A 17,055-nucleotide genomic window follows, 5' to 3' on the forward strand; every position below is an offset into this window, starting at 1 on the left:
GCACCGGACACGGCCGCCGGCCGGTCCCCCACGTTCGGGGCGTCCGACCGGCGGCCACATCGGTCGGCTCAGCCCATGTGCACGGTGCTGCCGGTCGGGATGTCCTCCTTGCGCACCTTCACCAGGAACAGGGTCGCCAGTCCGGCGAGGATGATCAGCACCGCGCCCCACGCGAACGCCACGCGGTAGCCGTGCACCAGGCCCGCGACCTGGTTGACCGGGTTCGGCGCCCGGCCGACCAGGTACGCGGCGACCGCGCTGGTGTAGAAGGTGTTCAGCAGTGCGGTGCCCAGCGAACCACCGACCTGCTGGGTGGCGTTGAGCGTCGCGCTGGCCGCACCGGCGTCGTGCTCCGGCACCCCGACCAGGGCGAGACTGGACAGCGGCACGAAGGTGAAGCCCAGCCCCAGGCCCAGGATCACCTGGGCGGGCAGCAGGTGGGTGAGGAACGAGGTGTCCACGTCGATCTGGGTCAGCACCAGCATGGCCACTGCGGCGAGCACGGCACCGGCGAGCATCAGCGGCTTGGCGCCCAGTCGCGGCATCAGCTGGCTGGCACCACCCGCGGCGACCAGCACACCGGCGGTGACCGGCAGCGACGCGAGACCCGCCTCCAGCGGCTTGTACTGCAACACCACCTGGAAGTAGAAGGTCAGGAAGAGGAACGCCCCGAACAGGCCGGCGCCGATCAGCGTGGAGGTGAGGAACGCCCCGCCCCGGTTGCGGTCCAGGATGATTCGCAGCGGCAGCAGCGGGTGGCTGGAGCGCAGCTCGATCACCACGAAGACGGCGAGCAGCACCACGCCCGCGGCGATGAAGCCGAGCGTCGCGGCGGCGTCCCAGCCGTCCTCGGCGGCCTTGGTGAAGCCGTACACCAGGGAGACCAGGCCGGCGGTCACCACGACCGCGCCGGGCACGTCGTAGCGGGTGTTGCCGTGGGCCCGGCTCTCCGGCACCAGCGGGATCGCGAAGGCGATGGCGATGGCGGCGACCGGGATGTTGACGAGCAGGCACCAGCGCCAGTCGGCGTACTCGGTGAGCACCCCGCCGAGTAGCAGACCGACGGCGGACCCGCCGCCGGCGATCGCGCCGTACACCGCGAACGCCTTGGCCCGCTCGGTGGCCTCGGTGAACAGCACGGTGAGCAGCGCCAACGCGGCCGGGGCGAGCAGCGCGCCGAACGCGCCCTGCAACGCGCGGGCGGCGAAGAGCATGCCGCCGGTGGTGGCCAGGCCACCCAGGGCGGAGGCGAGCGCGAAACCGGTCATGCCGACCAGGAAGGTGCGCTTGCGGCCCCAGTAGTCGGCGATCCGGCCGCCGAGCAGCAGCAGCCCGCCGAAGGCCAGCGTGTAGGCGGTGATCACCCACTGCCGGTTCGCGTCGGTGATGCCCAGGTCGGACTGGGCCTGCGGCAGTGCGATGTTCACGATGGTGGCGTCCAGGACGACCATCAGCTGCGAGACCGCGATGACCGCCAACGCGATCCAGCGCCGCGGGTGCGGCGCGCCTGTCGACGCCCCGGCGCCGGGTGCGCCAGGTGCGGTCGAGGTGGTTCCGGGCATGGTGAAGCCTTCCGTGTTGCGGATGTCGGTGAGTCAGGCCTGTGACGGGCGGTCGGGTTGGTAGCGGAGGACCGGGATGAGCACCTGGTCGACGACCTGGGTGAGGAACGCGTCGTCGGCGGGCAGGCCGTGCGCGACGAGGCGGGACATGGTGAGCGCGGGCGCGAGATCGTGGAACAGCTCCCGTTCGCCGGCCTCCGGCGGGATCTCCCCCCGGGCGGCGGCCCGGACCAGGATGGCGGTGCTGGCCACCCGCCCGGCCGGCAGCACCTGGTGGCGTACCAGGCGTTCCAGCTCGGGGTTGGTCCGCATGGCGAAGGTCAACGCCTGCATCAGGTCGCAGTCGGCCACGCAGATCGCGGCCGTGGCGCGCAGCAGCTCGATCAGGTCGCCGCGCAGGGTGCCGGTGTCGGGCGGGTTGTGCACACCCACGTGCCGGTCGCGCAGGGCGGCGACGACCAGCTCGGCCTTGCCGTCCCAGCGCCGGTAGATGGTGGCCTTGCTGACGTGGGCACGGGCGGCGACGGCGTCGATGGTCATCCGGTCGAAGCCGACCTCGCGCAGCAGGTCGATGACCACGGCGAACAGGTCGCCCTCGGTGCAGCGGGGCACCCGGGCCGCCGGGACCCCGGCACCCGCTCCCACCTGCTGACCACCCAGCATGCCCGCACCCCCCGCGAAACGATGTCGTACTGACACTAGTTCGCGGTGGTGTGATCGTGCAGGTTTTCGTGAGGTGCGTCGCACCCTGGCGGGGAAACGATTGCGTTTCGGCCCGGAGTCCGTCGGATGAATCAGGTGGTCGGAATCAGCGCGGCCGGCGATCTTGTAGGCGCGGTCCACGCGCCACGACATCGGTGCCGCAGTAGCTCTTGATCTCAACCCTGGTTGAGGTTGCAGGATGGCACCAGGCCTGCCGCATGTTGAGGAGTGTGTACATGGACAGGGATACCGCCTTCTACTCGATAATCGACTACACGGTCGACGGCCCCGATACGCAACAGGAGCTGGTAGCAGTCTTCGCGGAGATCCAGGAGCGCTGGGTGCGCTTCTATCCTGGCTACCAGTCCGCCTGCTTCCACGTGAGCACGGACGGCACCCGGGTGTACAACATCGTGCGTTGGGCTAGCGAGGCGGACTACCGCAACTTCGTGGATACCTCGGACAGTGAGGGCCGGATGGCCGCCATCCGCGAGGCTCTGGAAGGTCTGTCCGGCAAGGCCGAAGCGCGCATGAGCGGCGTTCCGACCTACACCGTCGTGCGCGAGATCGGTCCCGGCCCACAGCGTCTCGACGCCTGACCGAGCGGCCCACACCGGCGGACGCTCGATGGGAGAACGCCAGTCGGGGCGGCCGCCGGTGGCCGACAGCCACCTCACCGAAGGATGCTCATGAGAGTAGAGGTCTACGCCGATGTGCTGTGCCCGTGGTGCTACATCGGCAAGAGACGCCTGACCGCCGCGCTGGCGCACGTCACCGAGCGGGACAAGGTGCGGGTCGTTTGGCGCAGTTATGAGCTCGCACCCGAGGAGGGCCGGAGCCCGGGTCCGACTGCTGCGGAGGCCATGGCTGGTTGGTGGGGCGATCAGGCGCCAGCTCGGATAGCCACAATCGAGGCTCTGGGCGCTGCGGAAGGTCTGTCGATCGACCTGCGTCGGGCTCGGCCGGTCAACACCTTCGACGCGCACCGACTGTGCCACCTCGCCGCCGACCGAGGCCGAGCGGAGCAGATGGTGGAACAGCTGCTGCGCGCCTACCACACCGACGGGCTCAACGTTGCTGACCCGAAGGTTCTGCGCCGCCTCGGCGGCGATGCGGGACTCGCTGACGCCGAGGTCCGCGCGGTCCTGGCCGGCGACGACTACGCCCAAGACGTCCGAGCCGATCGGCGTCAGGCGGTCGCCCACGGCGTCACCAGCGTCCCCTCGTTGGTGATCAACGGAGGGCGTCCAGTGTCGGGCATCCAGCCTCCCAGTCAGCTTCGTCGACTACTGGAGTCCGGCCTGAACGCCCCGCCCGGGACGCCAGAACGCGCCTCAAGGATTGATTGAGACGATGACCTGCACCGTCCTCGGATTCATGCCATCGTCGAACGAGCCGTCCACCGGGGCGACTGCGACGCAGCACTGCCGGTCAGGTGGCGTCACCGGCGCCGTGGAGCACCTGCGGCGGACCGTGGCCGAACTGCACCTCGCAGACGTCCCTGACCAGGTCGAACTGTCAGTGTCGCAGCCAAGTCTCCAGCGATCGCGGGTGAAGCCGGCCCGAGGTCGTGCCCGTACGGGAGCATCTGGTCCCTGTCGTCCGCGGAGGTTCAACTCGCCGCGACACGTGACCGACCGACGGGCGTTCGGCGGTTAGGGCGTGTGTCAAGGTCCTCGGTCGAGCCGAGGCGGAGTCCAGACGGCCTTGACACACGCCCCGGACCCCTGGAATAGATCATCTAGAGGTTCTGTCCATGGATGTTGCGCCGTTTGTAGCACTGGCATGCGGGCCGAGGGCCGGTCGTGGAGTCCGAGTGCACCGTGGCGACGCCAGCGAGTGAGTCGCCGTCGTCCCTCGAAGCTCAGCGGAGCGTTCGCGTGGGTCATCGGATCGTCTGACCGACGCGGGGTGTCATGAATCGCCGGAGTGGCAGGGCGATGAGCAGTGCGACCGTAACCAGGAGGCCGCTGATCCAGACCGGGCCGAGGTCGCCGGCATTGGTCCCGAGGGTCGCTGCCGCAGCGACGGGGCCGCCAGCGGCCCCGATGTTGAGCGCCGCGGTCGCATACGACCCTCCCATGGTGGGGGCGCCTGCTGCTTCGTAGAGCACCCTGGCGATCAGGGTGCTGCCCACTGCGAAGGAGAGCGTGCCCTGCACGAACACGAGGAGCAGAAGCGCCACCGGCTGGGCAGCCAGGGTCGTCAACGCGACCCAGCCGAGCAACAGCGACGGGCCACCGACTGCGATCACGATGCGGGGACGCTGATCGGAGAGCCGTCCCGCGAGGGTGACGCCGACGAAGGACCCGACGCCAAAGAGCACCAGCACGACCGAGACCCACAGGTCGCCCAGGCCGGCGGTGTCAGTCACGATCGGTGCCAGGAAGGTGAACGTGGCGAAGGTGGCAGCGTTGACCAGGGCACCGAGCAGCATGGCCAGGATCAGCCGGGGCATCGCGAGCTGGGCGATCTCGTACCGAAGAGACGAGCCAGCCGGAGTGCCCTGAGAGGGCTTTCCGGCACGGCCTGGGGTGCTCTTCATGACACCGTAGGCAGCGGGGAGGCAGAGCAGTGCGATCGCCCAGAAGGTCGCCTGCCAGCTAAGCAGCGTGCCGAGCACTGCACCGCCGGGAACGCCGGCGATGGTGGCCACCGTCGTACCCGAGAGCAGCACCGCCAGCGCGCGCCCTTTCTGATCAGTCGCGACGAGCGTGGTCGCGGTGCTCAGTGCCACCGCCAGGAAGCCGGCGTTGGCCAGGGCCGCGAGCACGCGGGTGAGGAGCAGAACTGCGAAACTCGTCGTGAGGGCGCCCACGACGTGGGCCACGGCGAAAACCAGCACGAAGCTCAACAGGCTGGCCCGGGCGGGCCAACGGCGCGCAAGCGCCGCCATCAGCGGCGCGCCGACGATCATCCCGACAGCGAAGGCCGAGGTCAGAAGCCCGGCGGCCCCGACCGACACGTCGAGGCTTGCGGCGATGTCCGGCACCAGGCCGGCAAGCACGAACTCCGAGGTGCCCATGGCGAAGACCGCCACGGCAAGCAGGTACAGCGGCAGAGGCATCGAGAACTCCGAGGTGAGAGAGAACGAGGAGACGTCTCGTCACCGCGGCCAGCGCCCAAGGGTGCGCGCACATACCCACGCAGCAAAGGCTGCTGGGAAGCGGGCTATGAACTCAGTGGTTCAAGGGGGCTGGCGGCGTGACCGCAAGCCCCCACCTTGGATGCCTCAGGGCTCGACATGCTGCAAACACTACTCAAACCCACCGGTCATCATGCAACCAGGTTCCAGAGCGGGCGTCGTCAACCTCGTGCCCCGTAACACCTGGGCAGCGTCTTCAGGTCGACGCGGATCGCCTACGACGGCCTGGGTGGCGTGGTCGCTCCGCGTGGACACCTCGCACCGGCGGAGTGTTGATCTCGACGCGGGCTGCTGAGATCATCGGTCGCTCGGACCGGCACACGGCCTGGTCCGGTGGTCAGCGCGCATCGTCCACCACGGCCACCGGCCGGCGGACGGTGTGGGGTCGTTGACCGTGGCCCCCGGGCCAGCTCGAACCGACCAGCTCACACGAGGGGGCACGACGTGCAACGTCATGGCTGCGTGATCCGACTCCGCCCGGAGCAGCGGGAAACCTATCTCCGGTTACACGCCGACGTCTGGCCGAGCGTCGAGCAGACGCTGCGGGAGGCGAACTTCCGCAACTACACCATCTTTCTCCACGGCGACCTGCTCTTCGGCTACTACGAGTACGTCGGCGACGACTACGAGGCCGACCTGCGGCTGATCGCGGCGGACCCGCAGACGCAGGAGTGGTGGAAGCTGACCGACCCGTGTCAGGAGTCGATCGCCGAGCCCGGCTCGGGGGACTGGTGGGCCCCGATGCGAGAGATCTGGCACCTGGCCGACGAGGCCTAGCTTCCGGAGTGGTCGACCGCGTCGATCATGGAGTTGTGGTGCCCGATGTAGCGGCGAATGGTCGCCTTGTCGCCCAGCACAACTCCATGATCGACGCGGCGAGTGACGTGCGGGACCGCACTACGATGCCATTGTCGAGATTGGATCCGAGCGGCCATGTGACAACGGATCACCTTGGCATCGCGGGGGCGACGGTGACCGATCGTGGGAGCAGGGGCGGCGCTGACGGGCAGCAGCGCGGGACGACACCGCGGCGCCGCACCAGCGTCGGGGTGGCTGTCACACTCGTGCTGTTGGCGGTCCCGCTACTGCCGATCATGTGCCTGTCGGGCATGACGCTGGCCACGGCCATGGCCCCGTCCGAGCCGTGCCGGCCCCCCTTCGTGCAGGACCGGTCGGAGTGCGGGCCAGAGCCGTGGGCGTCACTGCCGACCGCGCTACTGGCGGGCGGCTACGGCGTGGCGGCCGTCGTTCTGGCCCGCAGAGCCAGCCTGCCGTCCTGGGTGCGCATCGGTGCCCTGTGCGTGGCGCCGATGGCCGCCGTTCCACTCCTCTGGGCGCTGTTCGTCTACCGCCCTTCCTGAGCGCGCTCGCCACATCGGGGAAAAATATTTGGCGTACCTGTCGATCGGGATCGGTTCAGTTCGTAGCTCTGGTGAGAGCCCGCCACCGCGGCGGGCCACACACCCCACCGGAGGGCACGATGACCAGCACAGCGACCACCACTCCCGCCACCACGTCGACCGTCGGCGCGCTGATCCGGACCGGTATCGCCGCCACGGTCGCCGCGAGCGCCGCCACCATGGCCGTCGCCGCCCTTGGCCGCGCGGCGGGGATCAGCCTCGACGTGGCCGACGCGCCGATTCCGGTGTCGGGCTTCGGTGTGCTGACCGCGGCGTTCTCGCTGGTCGGGGTGATCCTCGCCGCGGTGCTGTCGCGCTTCGCCCGGCACCCGCGGCGCGTGTTCGTTCGCACCACTGTGGTGCTGACGGTCCTGTCGCTGGTGCCGGATGTGATCGTCGACGCGGGGGCGGCCACCAGGGCGCTGCTGATGCTCACTCACCTCGTCGCGGCCGCGATCGTTGTCCCTGCTGTCGCGCGCCGCCTGGCCGCCTGACCGACCGCCCATTCCACCATCGAATCAACGGAGGATCGTCATGAAGCAGTACCTGCTGTCCGTGCACGTCGTCGAGGGTGAGCCGGACCCGTCCGACGAAGAGATGCAGACCATGTTCCGGGAGACCGGCCGGATCAACGACGAGATGCAGGCCAGCGGCGCCTGGGTCTTCGCCGGAGGGCTCCGGTCACCGGACAGCGCCACAGTCGTTCGGATCGAGAACGGCGCCACCACCATGAGCGATGGGCCGTTCGCCGAGACGAAGGAGCACATCGCCGGGTTCTGGGTCATCAAGTGCGCGGACCTGGACCAGGCGCTGGCCTGGGCCGAGAAGTGCGCGGCGGCCTGCGGCCCGATCGAGGTACGCCCCTTCGACGACCTGTCCCAGGCCTGAACGGGAGCCGGTCACCCGACATGGACCTGGCGAGTATCTACCGCGCGGAGTACGGCCGCTGTGTCGCCACCCTGACCCGCCTCCTCGGTGACCTCAACCTCGCCGAGGAGGCGGTCCAGGACGCCTTCGCCACCGCCGTGCAGAAGTGGCAGACCCCGCCGCCGAACCCGGGTGCCTGGATCGTGACCACCGCCCGTAACCGGGCGATCGACCGGCTCCGCCGGGAGTCGACCCGGGAGGCCCGGCACGCCCAGGCCCTGCTGCTGCACCACCAGGACCAGCCCCGAGAGGTGGGACCGGTGCAAGACGACCAGCTGCGACTCATCTTCACCTGCTGCCACCCGGCGCTCGGCCCGGACGCCCGGACCGCCCTCACGCTTCGCCTGCTCGGCGGTCTCGACGTACCGGAGATCGCCCGGGCCTACCTGACCCAGGAGTCGACGATCGCGCAGCGGATCGTGCGCGCGAAGAAGAAGATCCGCGACGCGGGCATCCCCTACCGGGTACCCGCCGACCACGAGCTGCCGGACCGCCTGCCGTACGTGCTCACCGTGCTTTACCTGATGTTCAATGAGGGCTACGCGTCCACCGCCGGCCCCCTGATCAGAACGGACCTGTGCACCGAGGCGATCCGACTCGCCCGCGAGCTGGCCGCGCTGATGCCCGACGAACCCGAGGTGCTGGGCCTGCTCGCCCTGCTGCTGCTGACCGAGGCACGCCGCCCCGCCCGGCTCGGCCCGACCGGGGAGTTGGTGTTGCTGGCCGACCAGGACCGGTCACTGTGGAACCGGGCGCTCATCGCCGAGGGGCACGACCTGGTCCGGCGATGTCTGCGGCGCAACCGGCCCGGCCCGTACCAGATTCAGGCCGCGATCGGCGCTGTGCACACCGACGGCGCCGCCACCGACTGGTCACAGGTCCTGGCGCTGTACGACCAGCTCCTCGCGCTCTCGCCGACCCCGGTCGTCGCGCTCAACCGCGCGGTCGCCGTCGCCGAGGTGCACGGACCGGCGGTGGCCCTCGCCGAGTTGGCGGGCCTCGACCTCCCGGGCTACCACCGGCTGCCCGCCACCCGAGCCGAGTTGCTGGTCCGGCTCGGACGCGACGACGAGGCCCGAGCCGCCTACGACCAGGCCATGGCACTGACCAGCAACGACATCGAGCACGCCCACCTGCGGACACGTCGTGCCGCACTCACCCACACCAGGAGCGCATCATGACCGCCACCTACACTTTCGACGTCTTCTCCAGCCTCGATGGCTTCGGCAGCGCCAGCGGCAACTGGGGTGGTTACTGGGGCAAGCAGGGCCCCGAGCTGCTCGCGCACCGCCTCGCCACGTACGGCGCGGAGCAGCGCATGGTCTTCGGGGCCCGCACGTACCGGGAGTTCGCGCAGATGCTGGCCGCGAGCACCGAGGAGTCCGACGTCCGCGACGCCTGGGTGACCCGGATGAGGGCCCTCCCGGCGACAGTGGTGTCGAACACGGTGCAGGAGCCCCTCGACTGGCCGGACGCGACTGTCGCGCGCGGCGACGCCGTCGATGTCGTCGCCCGGCTCAGGGAGGAGTCCGACGTGCCCCTGCGCTCGCACGGCAGCCTGTCGATGAACCGGGCGCTGATGGCCGCCGGCCTTGTCGACTTCGTCCAGGTGACGGTCTTCCCGGTGATCACCGGGAAGACCGGCACCGAGCCGATCTTCTCCGGTGCGGCCGACTTCGACCTGGAGCTGATCGAGAGCCGGACCCTCGACGGCCGGACCCAGGAGCTCGTTTACCGGCCCACCCCGCACGTCTGACCGCCCTCGTCGGCCTACCGCATCGCCGCCGAGAGGTCGGCTGCGGCTTCGAACGTCGGCGCCGCTCGCCGGGTCTCGTCGGCACTGAGTACGACGGCGTCCGCGCGGGCCAGCATCTCCCGTGCGGTCTCCTGGTCGCGCAGCACCATTGCCAGCTCGGCGCGGTAGACGAGGACCTCCACCTGCGCGACCGGGTCGTCATCGGATTGTGGGCGGGCGAGTGCGCTGTCGAGGATTCGGATGGCCTGCTGGACGTCACCCCTGGAGTCGCCCTGCACGACGGCGTTCGCCAGGGCTTTCGCGAGCCGCCCGGGCGGCACCGTCGCCACCGCGGGCGTTTCGGCGACGTTCTGGACCACGCGGATCCAATTGCCGCCCGGGTCGATGACGCTGAACCCGCCCACGCCGTCGTAGTTTCGTCGCGCCCGGGGACGCGTCATCCGCGGTGTCCCGGACACCAGGACCCTGCCGTACGCGGTCCGCATTCCCGCGGCGAATGCCCGGTGCAGCTCCGCGATGTCCGAGGTGAGGACCAGGCAGGAGCCGTAGGACTGCTCGGGGTCGAAACCGGCCATCTCGAAGAAGTGCAGATGCAGATCGTCGCGTCGCAACGCCACGTACGGGTTGGGCTTGCGTTGCTGGTACGTGGTGCGGAAGCCGAGAACCTCGTAGAAGGTGACGATGTCGTCGATGGACGCGCAGGGCAGCAGGGGAACGGTCACCTCGTTGGTCATGGGTCCTTCCTAGGCGTCGCGAGGTGTCCGTCGCACATGGAAAAGGCCGATCATCGCCATTGCTCGTCCAACCGGATGATGACGGCCGAGTCCCGACCCAGGTGAACACCGGTGGGTCCGTCGACCGCGCCGGTATGACTCTTCCGCTATGCCGGACATCGGCAGCCATCGCCCTAGCATTGACCTATATCGATGACTGGCGGCTGGCTGATGGTCGCCGGACGACCGCAGGGGAGTGCGTGATGTTGCGACGACAAGTGCTACGGACGACGCTGGCCATGCTGGTGGCGATCCTGGCGGCAGCCGGGGTGCAGCTCACCACCGGTGCGCCGGCCGCCGCCGTACGCACCGTCTACTACGACGCGAGCCGGACCGGTGAGTTCCGCACCAACTTCGACCAGGCCGCGCAGATCTGGAACAGCCGGGTCAGCACCGTCCGGCTCCAGCCCGGCACCCCGGCCAGCATCACCATCTACGTCGACGACGGCTGGCCCCGCGCGCAGCCGACCGGCCTCGGCTCGGGCCGGATCTGGATGGGCCGCACGGCCGTCAACCAGGGCTACGACCGCAACCGCATCGCCGCCCACGAGCTGGGCCACATCCTGGGCCTGCCGGACCGGCGCACCGGGCTCTGCTCCGACCTGATGTCCGGCAGCAGCGCCCCGGTCTCCTGCCGCAACGCCAACCCCAGCTCGGCCGAGGCGAGCCGGGTGAACTCGCTGTTCGCCGGCACCCTGGCCGCACCGGCAAGCACGACGTACACCTGGGCCGGAGCCTAGGACATCGGACCGACGGTGGACCTCCACCCAGGTCGGCGGTCTGCCCGTCGGACCATCCGGGACACCTCGGCGGGGACGCGCGGGTCGCGTCCCCGCCGACGGCCGGACGGGGTCACCCACACCTTTTCCCCCTGCGGTACGGTGCCGGACACACCGACACCCCGGAGGTGGACCCGTGCCTGCCGTCGTCGCCCTCATGTTGACAGTGGCCCTCGCGCCCGCGCCGTCCCCGTCGGCCACCTCGGACCCGGTGGGGGACCTCCTCGGTGGCGTCGGCCGGATCGTCGACGACCTGCTCGGCAACGGCGCGACGCCGAGCGCGACGCCGTTCGCCACCCCGACGGCCACGCCCGGGTCACCGACGGCCACCGACCGCCCCACCCCGCCGGGGCCCAGCGCCACCCCTGCGCCCGTCGGGTCGTCGGTCGCTGTCCGCGCACCGGCGGGCCCCGCCGCCCCGAACGGCCCCGCCACCAGCACGGACACGGGCACGGGCACCCGCGAGGCCACCGTGCCCCCGCGCGACGGCGCCGGCACCCCCGCTTCGGCTGCCTCGCCGGTACTCGTCAGCCCCGCTCGCGACGGGTGGCCCCTCGCGTACTCCCTGCTGGTCGCCGCCGCCCTCGCGGTGCTGGCACTGCTGTTCCTGCGCCGCCGTCGGGCGGCCGCCGCGCCCGCGCTGTCTCGCGGCCCCGTGCTGTCTCGCGGCCCCGCCGCGCCGTCTCCCGGCCCCGAGCCGGCCCGCGACCCTGAGCCGGGTTTCGACCCCGAGCCGGGTCTCGACCCCGAGCCGGGTCACGAGGCCGCGCCGGACAATGTCCGGCGGCTGCCGACCAGCCTCAACGACATCTACGAACTGGGTCGGCTGGACGAGCGACTCGAACAGGAGCGTCGCCGCACCTGAGGCAACGGCCTCCGGTCGTCGGGGATCAGGGCGCCGAGTACGCGCCCTCGCGCCGTGGGATGTCGTCGTCGTACGCGCCGACCGGCCCGCTGTAGCGGACCGTGCCCTTCGGGTACGGCCAGGCGTTCGCCGTGCAGCCGTGCAGGCCCAACGTCTGCTGCTGCATCACCGGCGCCGGCTGGCCCCGCCCGGGGCACCGTTCGTGACCGAACCCGAGTTTGTGCCCCACCTCGTGGTTGACCATGTACTCCCGGTAGGTGGTCAGGCTCGCGCCGTAGCCCGGCACCCCCTTGACCCAGCGCGCCACGTTGAGCACCACCCGGGCACCGTTGCGGCACGAGGTGTAGGCGTCTGGCAGGTCCTGGCAGAGCGTGTCACGGGTGTCGGGGGTCGCCAGGTAGATGGTGAAGTCGGTCGGGTCACCGGCACCCACCCGGCGCAGCCGCCACGCCCCGCCGGCCGTCCACCCGCGGGGGTCGTTCAACGTCGCGGAGATCGCCGTGGCGACGTCGCCCACCGGCAGGCCCCGGATGTCGCGTTCCACGGCGACCCGGTAGCGCAACAACCGACCGCCGGTCCCGTGTGCCGGGGCCGCCTCGGCGGACGCCGTCGACCAGCGGTTGCTGCCGGAGGCGGGGTAGGCGACCGGGGCGGCGGACGCGGACCTGGGTGGGACACCGGCGACTCCGGTCGGCCGACCCGAGGCGGTGGTCGTCGGTGTCGGCCGGCTGGGCGCCGGCGTGGCGGCGAGGGGGTCGGCCCGCCGGGTGGTTGTCGGACCACACCCGGTGAGCAGCGCCACCATCAGCAGTGACGCCCCCGAGGCGGTACGCCATCGGCGGGTAACCTTCGTCAACATGTCTCTCCCCTCGCGTGCCGATCGGCGGCAGCGGAGGAGAAGACGGGTGACCACGGCCAAAGGTTGAGGTGATTGTGGCTCAACCTTTCGCCGGTCTCGCCCGTCCCTAGCGGTGGTGGCACGGGGAGGGTTCACGGTGGCGCGGGGTGACGCGGAGTTCGTCGAGTTCGCGAGGGCGGCGTCCGCGCGACTCGTGCATGCCGCGTTTCTGATGACCGGCGACCACCACCAGGCCGAGGACGCCGCGCAGACCGCACTGGTCCGCACCTATGCGTCCTGGTCGCGGGTCCACGACGACGACGCGTACGGGTACGCCCGCCGCACCCTGGTCAACCACCTGGTCGACGGGTGGCGGCGACCGATGCGGGAGTATCCGACCGACGAGGTGCCGGAACAGCGGCGTCACGACGTGGCCGACGAGGTGGCCACCCGGCGGTGGTTGATCAGCATCCTGGGCGCGCTCAGCCCTCGTGAGCGGGCCATCGTCGTGTTGCGCTACTACTTCGACCTTCCGGAGGCGCAGGTGGCCCGGGAACTCGCCGTGTCCGTGGGCACGGTCAAGAGCACCAGCTCGCGAGCACTGGAGAAGTTGCGCGCCGCCGCGCCGCGGACGGCCGACGAGGAGACGCGTCGATGAGCGAGTGGGAACGGCTCCGCGACGCCATGCGGGCGACCGAGCGCCCCGACACCATGCTCGACCTGGACCTGGTGATGCGCGAGGGGCGGCGGCTGCGTACCCGTCGGCGGGTTGCCGGAGCGGGAGCGGCGACGCTCGCGGCCGGGGTCGCCGCCGTCGTCGTGGTGGGGGTCGTCGCCCGACCGGGCGACCCGTCCGGCCCCGAGCGCCCACCGCCGGTCGCCGTCGGTTCGTCATCGGCCGGTGTCTCGCCGATGGTGCCGGACGCGATGAAGCCCACGCCACCGCCGACGAAGGTCCGCGACGTCCCGGCCCCGAAGCCGCAGGGCCAGCTGATCGACAGCGGGGTGCGGCACGGCGCCGACCGCCGGGTCTACTACATGGTCGGGGTGTCGGTGCCCGGCGAGCCGGGGGTGACCATCGGGTTGGCCGCCGGTCGCCAGGATCCGGACGGCCTGCTGACAACGGACATCCTGGTCAACGACGTCGAAGGGTCCGACCGCAGCGCCGGTTTCCACGAGATCGGCTACGACGAGAGCCTGTCCGCCGAACCGGTGCCCACCTTCGGCTACTTCGTCGGCCCCGCCGTCCGGATCATCGGCACCGTGGACGGTCGGCAGGTCGATGCCCGGTTGGCCCGGTGGAGTCTCGACAAGCAGGTGGTGATCTTCTGGTTCGAGCCGGCCACGCTGGTCCCGGGGGAGCGGCTCGACGGCATCATGGCCCGCGACGCCGACGGCCGCCGCCTCTGACGCGCAGGCCCGACCACGCAGGGTCGGCTCGGGCCGGGCTGGCTCAGGCCGGATCGTCCAACCGGCGCTCGATGGTCACCGTCGTCCCCTCGGCGGTGGAGACCAGCCGCACGTCGCCGTAGGCGTTCATCAGCAACGCGCCGCGCCCGCGATCCATCGCCGGGCGGCGGTCCCGCCAGGTGCCGAAGTCGCGCACCGAGATCCGGATCAGCCCGCCGCCCACCTGGAGCCGGACCCGCACCTCCGGACGGCTGGGCCGCTGCGCGTGCTCGACCGCGTTGTTCATCGCCTCGGACGCGGCGAGCAGAAGATCCTCCAACACGTCCGGGTCGACGTCGAGGTCGTCAAGCGTCAGCCGGACGTCCCGACGCATGGCCGCCGCCGAGGTGGGTGTGGACGGGTAGGTCCACCCGACGTCCAGGATGTCGCCCAGCCCGCTCGGGTCGGTCGGGGCCTGCGCCAGCACCGGCGCGTCCCGCCCGGCGGTGACCGTCCGGGGCGGCGCGACGGCGTTGCGGGGGTCGGGCCGCGCCGACGCCGCGTCGACAGTCGGTGCGGTGGCGGCGACGGCCGAGTGGCGGCGGGCCCGGCGGATGCCGGCCCGGACCCGGGCGATCAGCTCCGCCGCGGCGAACGGCTTCACCAGATAGTCGTCGGCGCCCAGGGTGAGGCCCTCCACGCTGGCCTGACCGCCGGCACGGGCGGAGAGCACCAGCACCGGCAGAGACCGGGTCGCCGGGTCCGCACGGAGCCGGCGGACCAGGTCGAAGCCGTCCAGCACCGGCATCATCACGTCGGTGAGGACCAGGTCCGGACGGTCGCGGTGGACCTCGTCGAGGGCCTGCCGGCCGTCGGTGACGGCCCGGACCCGCCAGCCCTGCCCGCTGAGCAGTCGACTGAGGTACGCCCGCATGTCGGCGTTGTCGTCGGCGACGAGGATCCGCGCCCCGGCCAGCTCGTCCACTGCCGGACCGGAGGCGTCGCCGGGTGTGGTCGGGTCGTCGCCCGGCTCGGTGAGCCAGCCCATCGCCTCCTGGGCGGTGGCACGGGCCGCGTCGCCCCGTCCGACCGGCGGCGGCTCGCTCACCGCCGTGCGGCGAGCCGCGGACCAGGGCAGCGCCACGGTGAACGTGCTGCCGACACCCACCCGGCTCGCCACCCGCACCTCACCACCCTCCAGCCGGGCCAACTCGTACGCCAGGGCCAGGCCGATGCCAGTGCCCTCGTGGCTGCGGGAACGGGCACCCCGGACCCGGTGGAAGCGTTCGAAGAGTTTCGGCAGGTCCGGTTCGGCGATGCCGATGCCGGTGTCCGCGACGGTGAGGCGGACCTCCTCGTCGTCGGCCTCCAGGGCGACCCGGATGCGGCCGATGAACGTGTACTTCAGGGCGTTGGACAGCAGGTTCGTGACGATGCGTTCCCAGTTGACCGGGTCGACGGTGACCGGGCGGGGCAGCGGCGGGCAGACCACGTCGAGGGTCAGCCCGGCCCGCTCGACGGCGGCCCGGAACACGCCGGCCAGCTCGGCGGTGAGCGCCGCCAGGTCGACCACGCGGGCGTCGCTGCGGGCCCGTCCGGCTTCCAGGCTGGAGAAGGTGAGCAGGCTGTTGACAAGTGTCAACAGTCGGGTGGCGTTACGCCAGGAGGTCTCCACCCGCTCCCGCTGCACCGCCGCCAGCGGCGCGGTGGCGTCGGCGAGGGCGTCGGTGAGCGGGCCGAGGATGAGCGTCAGCGGGGTGCGGAACTCGTGGCTGACGTTGGCGAAGAAGTCGGTCTTCACCCGGTCCAGTTCGGCGAGCGCCTCGACCCGACGCCGCTCCTGCTCGTACTCCTGCGCGTTGCGCAGCGCCACGGAGATCTGCTGGGCCAGGAGTTGGTAGAAGGACCGGTACGCCTCGTCGAGCCCCCGGCTGGGGCTGACCCCCGCCAGCAGGACACCGAGCGGCTGATCCTCACCGCCCGAGGGCAGCGGCAGCGCCAACGCCGTGCGGACCGGGTCGCCCCACGGGCCGCCGGGCAGTGGCAGCCGGTCGGCGACGTCGGGCACCGGTGTCGCTCGGCCCCGCGCGGCGTCCGCCAGCCCCCACCCGTCCGCGACCGGGCCGGGGTCGGCCAACTCGACGGTGTCCGGCAGTGCTCCCGCGTACCCCTGGTCGCCGCCCGTGCACGCGACTCGCCGCAGCACCGTGCCGTCGCGCAGGTAGATGGCGGTGAACGGCACGTCCAGCGGTTGGCCCTCGATCGCGTCGGCCAGCCGGGCGCCGGTGGCGGGCACGTCGACGGTGCGCCCGTCGCCGAGAATGGACAGGTCGCGCAGCAGCCGCAGCCGGCGTTCGCCGACCACCTGCTCGGTGACCTCGCTGCACACGGTGAGCACGCCGACGGTGCGGCCGTCGTCGTCGCGGACCGGGGCGTGCGAGACGCTGAAGTACGCCTCCTCGCGGTAGCCGGCCCGTTCCAGCAGCAGCCGCAGGGCGGGGACCCAGCTGGCCACCCCGGTCGCCGTGGCCTGCTCGATGAGCGGGGCGAGGACGTCCCAGCCCTCGGCCAGGGTGACCCGCACGTCGTCGCCGAGGGCGGCCGGGTGCTTGTCGCCGATCAACTCGGAGTACGCGTCGTTGTAGAGCTGGGAGAAGCTCTCCCCCCAGAGCAGCAGCATCGGGTACCGGGACGAGAGCACCATCCGGACCGCGGCGCGCAGGCTCTGCGGCCAGCCGGTCACCGGGCCGAGTGGGGTGCGTGCCCAGTCCAGCTCTGCCATCAACCGGCCGGTGTCACCGCCACCGGTGAACAGGTCGCTGCGGGGTCCCGTCACGCTCGACCCGACCCCATCGCAAGCCCCCGTTCCGGGCCCCACGACCCCTGCTGGCGTTACCTACCCATCCTGACACCTCTACT

17 protein-coding genes and 1 pseudogene are annotated in these 17,055 nt (G+C 71.3%); 12 read left to right on the forward strand and 6 right to left on the reverse strand.

Going from position 1 to position 17,055, the window contains the following annotated elements:
- Positions 1-68: 68 nt before the first annotated feature.
- Both AB0A95_RS25475 and AB0A95_RS25480 read right to left on the reverse strand, forming a co-directional pair.
- Complete coding sequence (locus AB0A95_RS25475) at positions 69-1,562, reverse strand: MFS transporter (RefSeq protein WP_357558273.1); 1,494 nt, start codon at positions 1,560-1,562, stop codon at positions 69-71.
- Positions 1,563-1,595: 33 nt separating this feature from the next.
- Positions 1,596-2,225 carry a TetR/AcrR family transcriptional regulator gene (locus tag AB0A95_RS25480; protein ID WP_357558274.1) on the reverse strand — a complete coding sequence of 210 codons (630 nt, stop codon included), beginning with the start codon at positions 2,223-2,225 and terminating at the stop codon, positions 1,596-1,598.
- 275 nt (positions 2,226-2,500) lie between these two features.
- Here AB0A95_RS25480 and AB0A95_RS25485 point away from each other — a divergent pair, with 275 nt between their 5' ends.
- Both AB0A95_RS25485 and AB0A95_RS25490 read left to right on the forward strand, forming a co-directional pair.
- Complete coding sequence (locus tag AB0A95_RS25485; RefSeq protein WP_357558275.1) at positions 2,501-2,863, forward strand: antibiotic biosynthesis monooxygenase; 363 nt, start codon at positions 2,501-2,503, stop codon at positions 2,861-2,863.
- Positions 2,864-2,953: 90 nt separating this feature from the next.
- On the forward strand, positions 2,954-3,613 hold the full coding sequence (locus AB0A95_RS25490) for a DsbA family oxidoreductase (RefSeq protein ID WP_357558276.1): 660 nt from the start codon (positions 2,954-2,956) through the stop codon (positions 3,611-3,613).
- Between the two features lie 536 nt (positions 3,614-4,149).
- On the opposite strand, the gene AB0A95_RS25495 is transcribed toward AB0A95_RS25490, so the two are convergent.
- The gene (locus tag AB0A95_RS25495; RefSeq protein WP_357558277.1) at positions 4,150-5,331 is read right to left on the reverse strand and encodes a Cmx/CmrA family chloramphenicol efflux MFS transporter; all 1,182 of its coding nucleotides are present in this window, start codon (positions 5,329-5,331) and stop codon (positions 4,150-4,152) included.
- 540 nt (positions 5,332-5,871) lie between these two features.
- On the opposite strand from AB0A95_RS25495, the gene AB0A95_RS25500 reads away from it, so the two are divergent.
- The 6 genes from AB0A95_RS25500 (at position 5,872) to AB0A95_RS25525 (ending at position 9,492) form a co-directional block, all read left to right on the forward strand.
- Positions 5,872-6,186: an L-rhamnose mutarotase gene (locus AB0A95_RS25500; protein ID WP_357558278.1), complete on the forward strand. Its 315-nt coding sequence runs from the start codon at positions 5,872-5,874 to the stop codon at positions 6,184-6,186.
- 272 nt (positions 6,187-6,458) lie between these two features.
- Positions 6,459-6,770 carry a hypothetical protein gene (locus tag AB0A95_RS25505; RefSeq protein WP_357558279.1) on the forward strand — a complete coding sequence of 104 codons (312 nt, stop codon included), beginning with the start codon at positions 6,459-6,461 and terminating at the stop codon, positions 6,768-6,770.
- 119 nt (positions 6,771-6,889) lie between these two features.
- A complete protein-coding gene (locus AB0A95_RS25510; RefSeq protein ID WP_357558280.1) occupies positions 6,890-7,303 on the forward strand; it encodes a DUF6069 family protein in 414 nt (137 codons plus the stop codon).
- Between the two features lie 40 nt (positions 7,304-7,343).
- Entirely contained in the window at positions 7,344-7,697 is a 354-nt protein-coding gene (locus tag AB0A95_RS25515) for a YciI family protein (protein WP_357558281.1), read from the forward strand.
- Between the two features lie 20 nt (positions 7,698-7,717).
- Positions 7,718-8,917 (forward strand): RNA polymerase sigma factor, encoded by a 1,200-nt coding sequence (locus tag AB0A95_RS25520; protein WP_357558282.1) that lies wholly within the window; start codon positions 7,718-7,720, stop codon positions 8,915-8,917.
- Entirely contained in the window at positions 8,914-9,492 is a 579-nt protein-coding gene (locus AB0A95_RS25525; RefSeq protein WP_357558283.1) for a dihydrofolate reductase family protein, read from the forward strand. Before AB0A95_RS25520 ends, AB0A95_RS25525 begins: the two co-directional genes overlap by 4 nt.
- Positions 9,493-9,506: 14 nt before the next feature.
- Here AB0A95_RS25525 and AB0A95_RS25530 read toward each other — a convergent pair whose 3' ends face one another.
- On the reverse strand, positions 9,507-10,226 hold the full coding sequence (locus AB0A95_RS25530; RefSeq protein ID WP_357558284.1) for a VOC family protein: 720 nt from the start codon (positions 10,224-10,226) through the stop codon (positions 9,507-9,509).
- A 242-nt stretch (positions 10,227-10,468) separates the two neighbouring features.
- Here AB0A95_RS25530 and AB0A95_RS25535 point away from each other — a divergent pair.
- Positions 10,469-11,002 (forward strand): annotated as a pseudogene (locus AB0A95_RS25535) (snapalysin family zinc-dependent metalloprotease); the annotation flags it as partial.
- A 178-nt stretch (positions 11,003-11,180) separates the two neighbouring features.
- Positions 11,181-11,909, forward strand: coding sequence for a hypothetical protein (locus AB0A95_RS25540; RefSeq protein ID WP_357558285.1), 729 nt, complete (start codon positions 11,181-11,183; stop codon positions 11,907-11,909).
- 25 nt (positions 11,910-11,934) lie between these two features.
- On the opposite strand, the gene AB0A95_RS25545 is transcribed toward AB0A95_RS25540, so the two are convergent.
- Positions 11,935-12,768, reverse strand: coding sequence for a DUF3152 domain-containing protein (locus AB0A95_RS25545; RefSeq protein WP_357558286.1), 834 nt, complete (start codon positions 12,766-12,768; stop codon positions 11,935-11,937).
- 136 nt (positions 12,769-12,904) lie between these two features.
- Here AB0A95_RS25545 and AB0A95_RS25550 point away from each other — a divergent pair, with 136 nt between their 5' ends.
- Both AB0A95_RS25550 and AB0A95_RS25555 read left to right on the forward strand, forming a co-directional pair.
- Complete coding sequence (locus AB0A95_RS25550) at positions 12,905-13,405, forward strand: SigE family RNA polymerase sigma factor (protein WP_357558287.1); 501 nt, start codon at positions 12,905-12,907, stop codon at positions 13,403-13,405.
- Positions 13,402-14,157 (forward strand): hypothetical protein, encoded by a 756-nt coding sequence (locus AB0A95_RS25555; protein ID WP_357558288.1) that lies wholly within the window; start codon positions 13,402-13,404, stop codon positions 14,155-14,157. The genes AB0A95_RS25550 and AB0A95_RS25555 overlap by 4 nt, the downstream gene beginning before the upstream one ends.
- Positions 14,158-14,200: 43 nt before the next feature.
- On the opposite strand, the gene AB0A95_RS25560 is transcribed toward AB0A95_RS25555, so the two are convergent.
- A complete protein-coding gene (locus AB0A95_RS25560; RefSeq protein ID WP_357558289.1) occupies positions 14,201-16,972 on the reverse strand; it encodes an ATP-binding protein in 2,772 nt (923 codons plus the stop codon).
- Positions 16,973-17,055: the final 83 nt, after the last annotated feature.

The sequence above is a fragment of the Micromonospora sp. NPDC049230 genome, from assembly GCF_040647875.1.
Taxonomy (GTDB): Bacteria; Actinomycetota; Actinomycetes; order Mycobacteriales; family Micromonosporaceae; genus Micromonospora.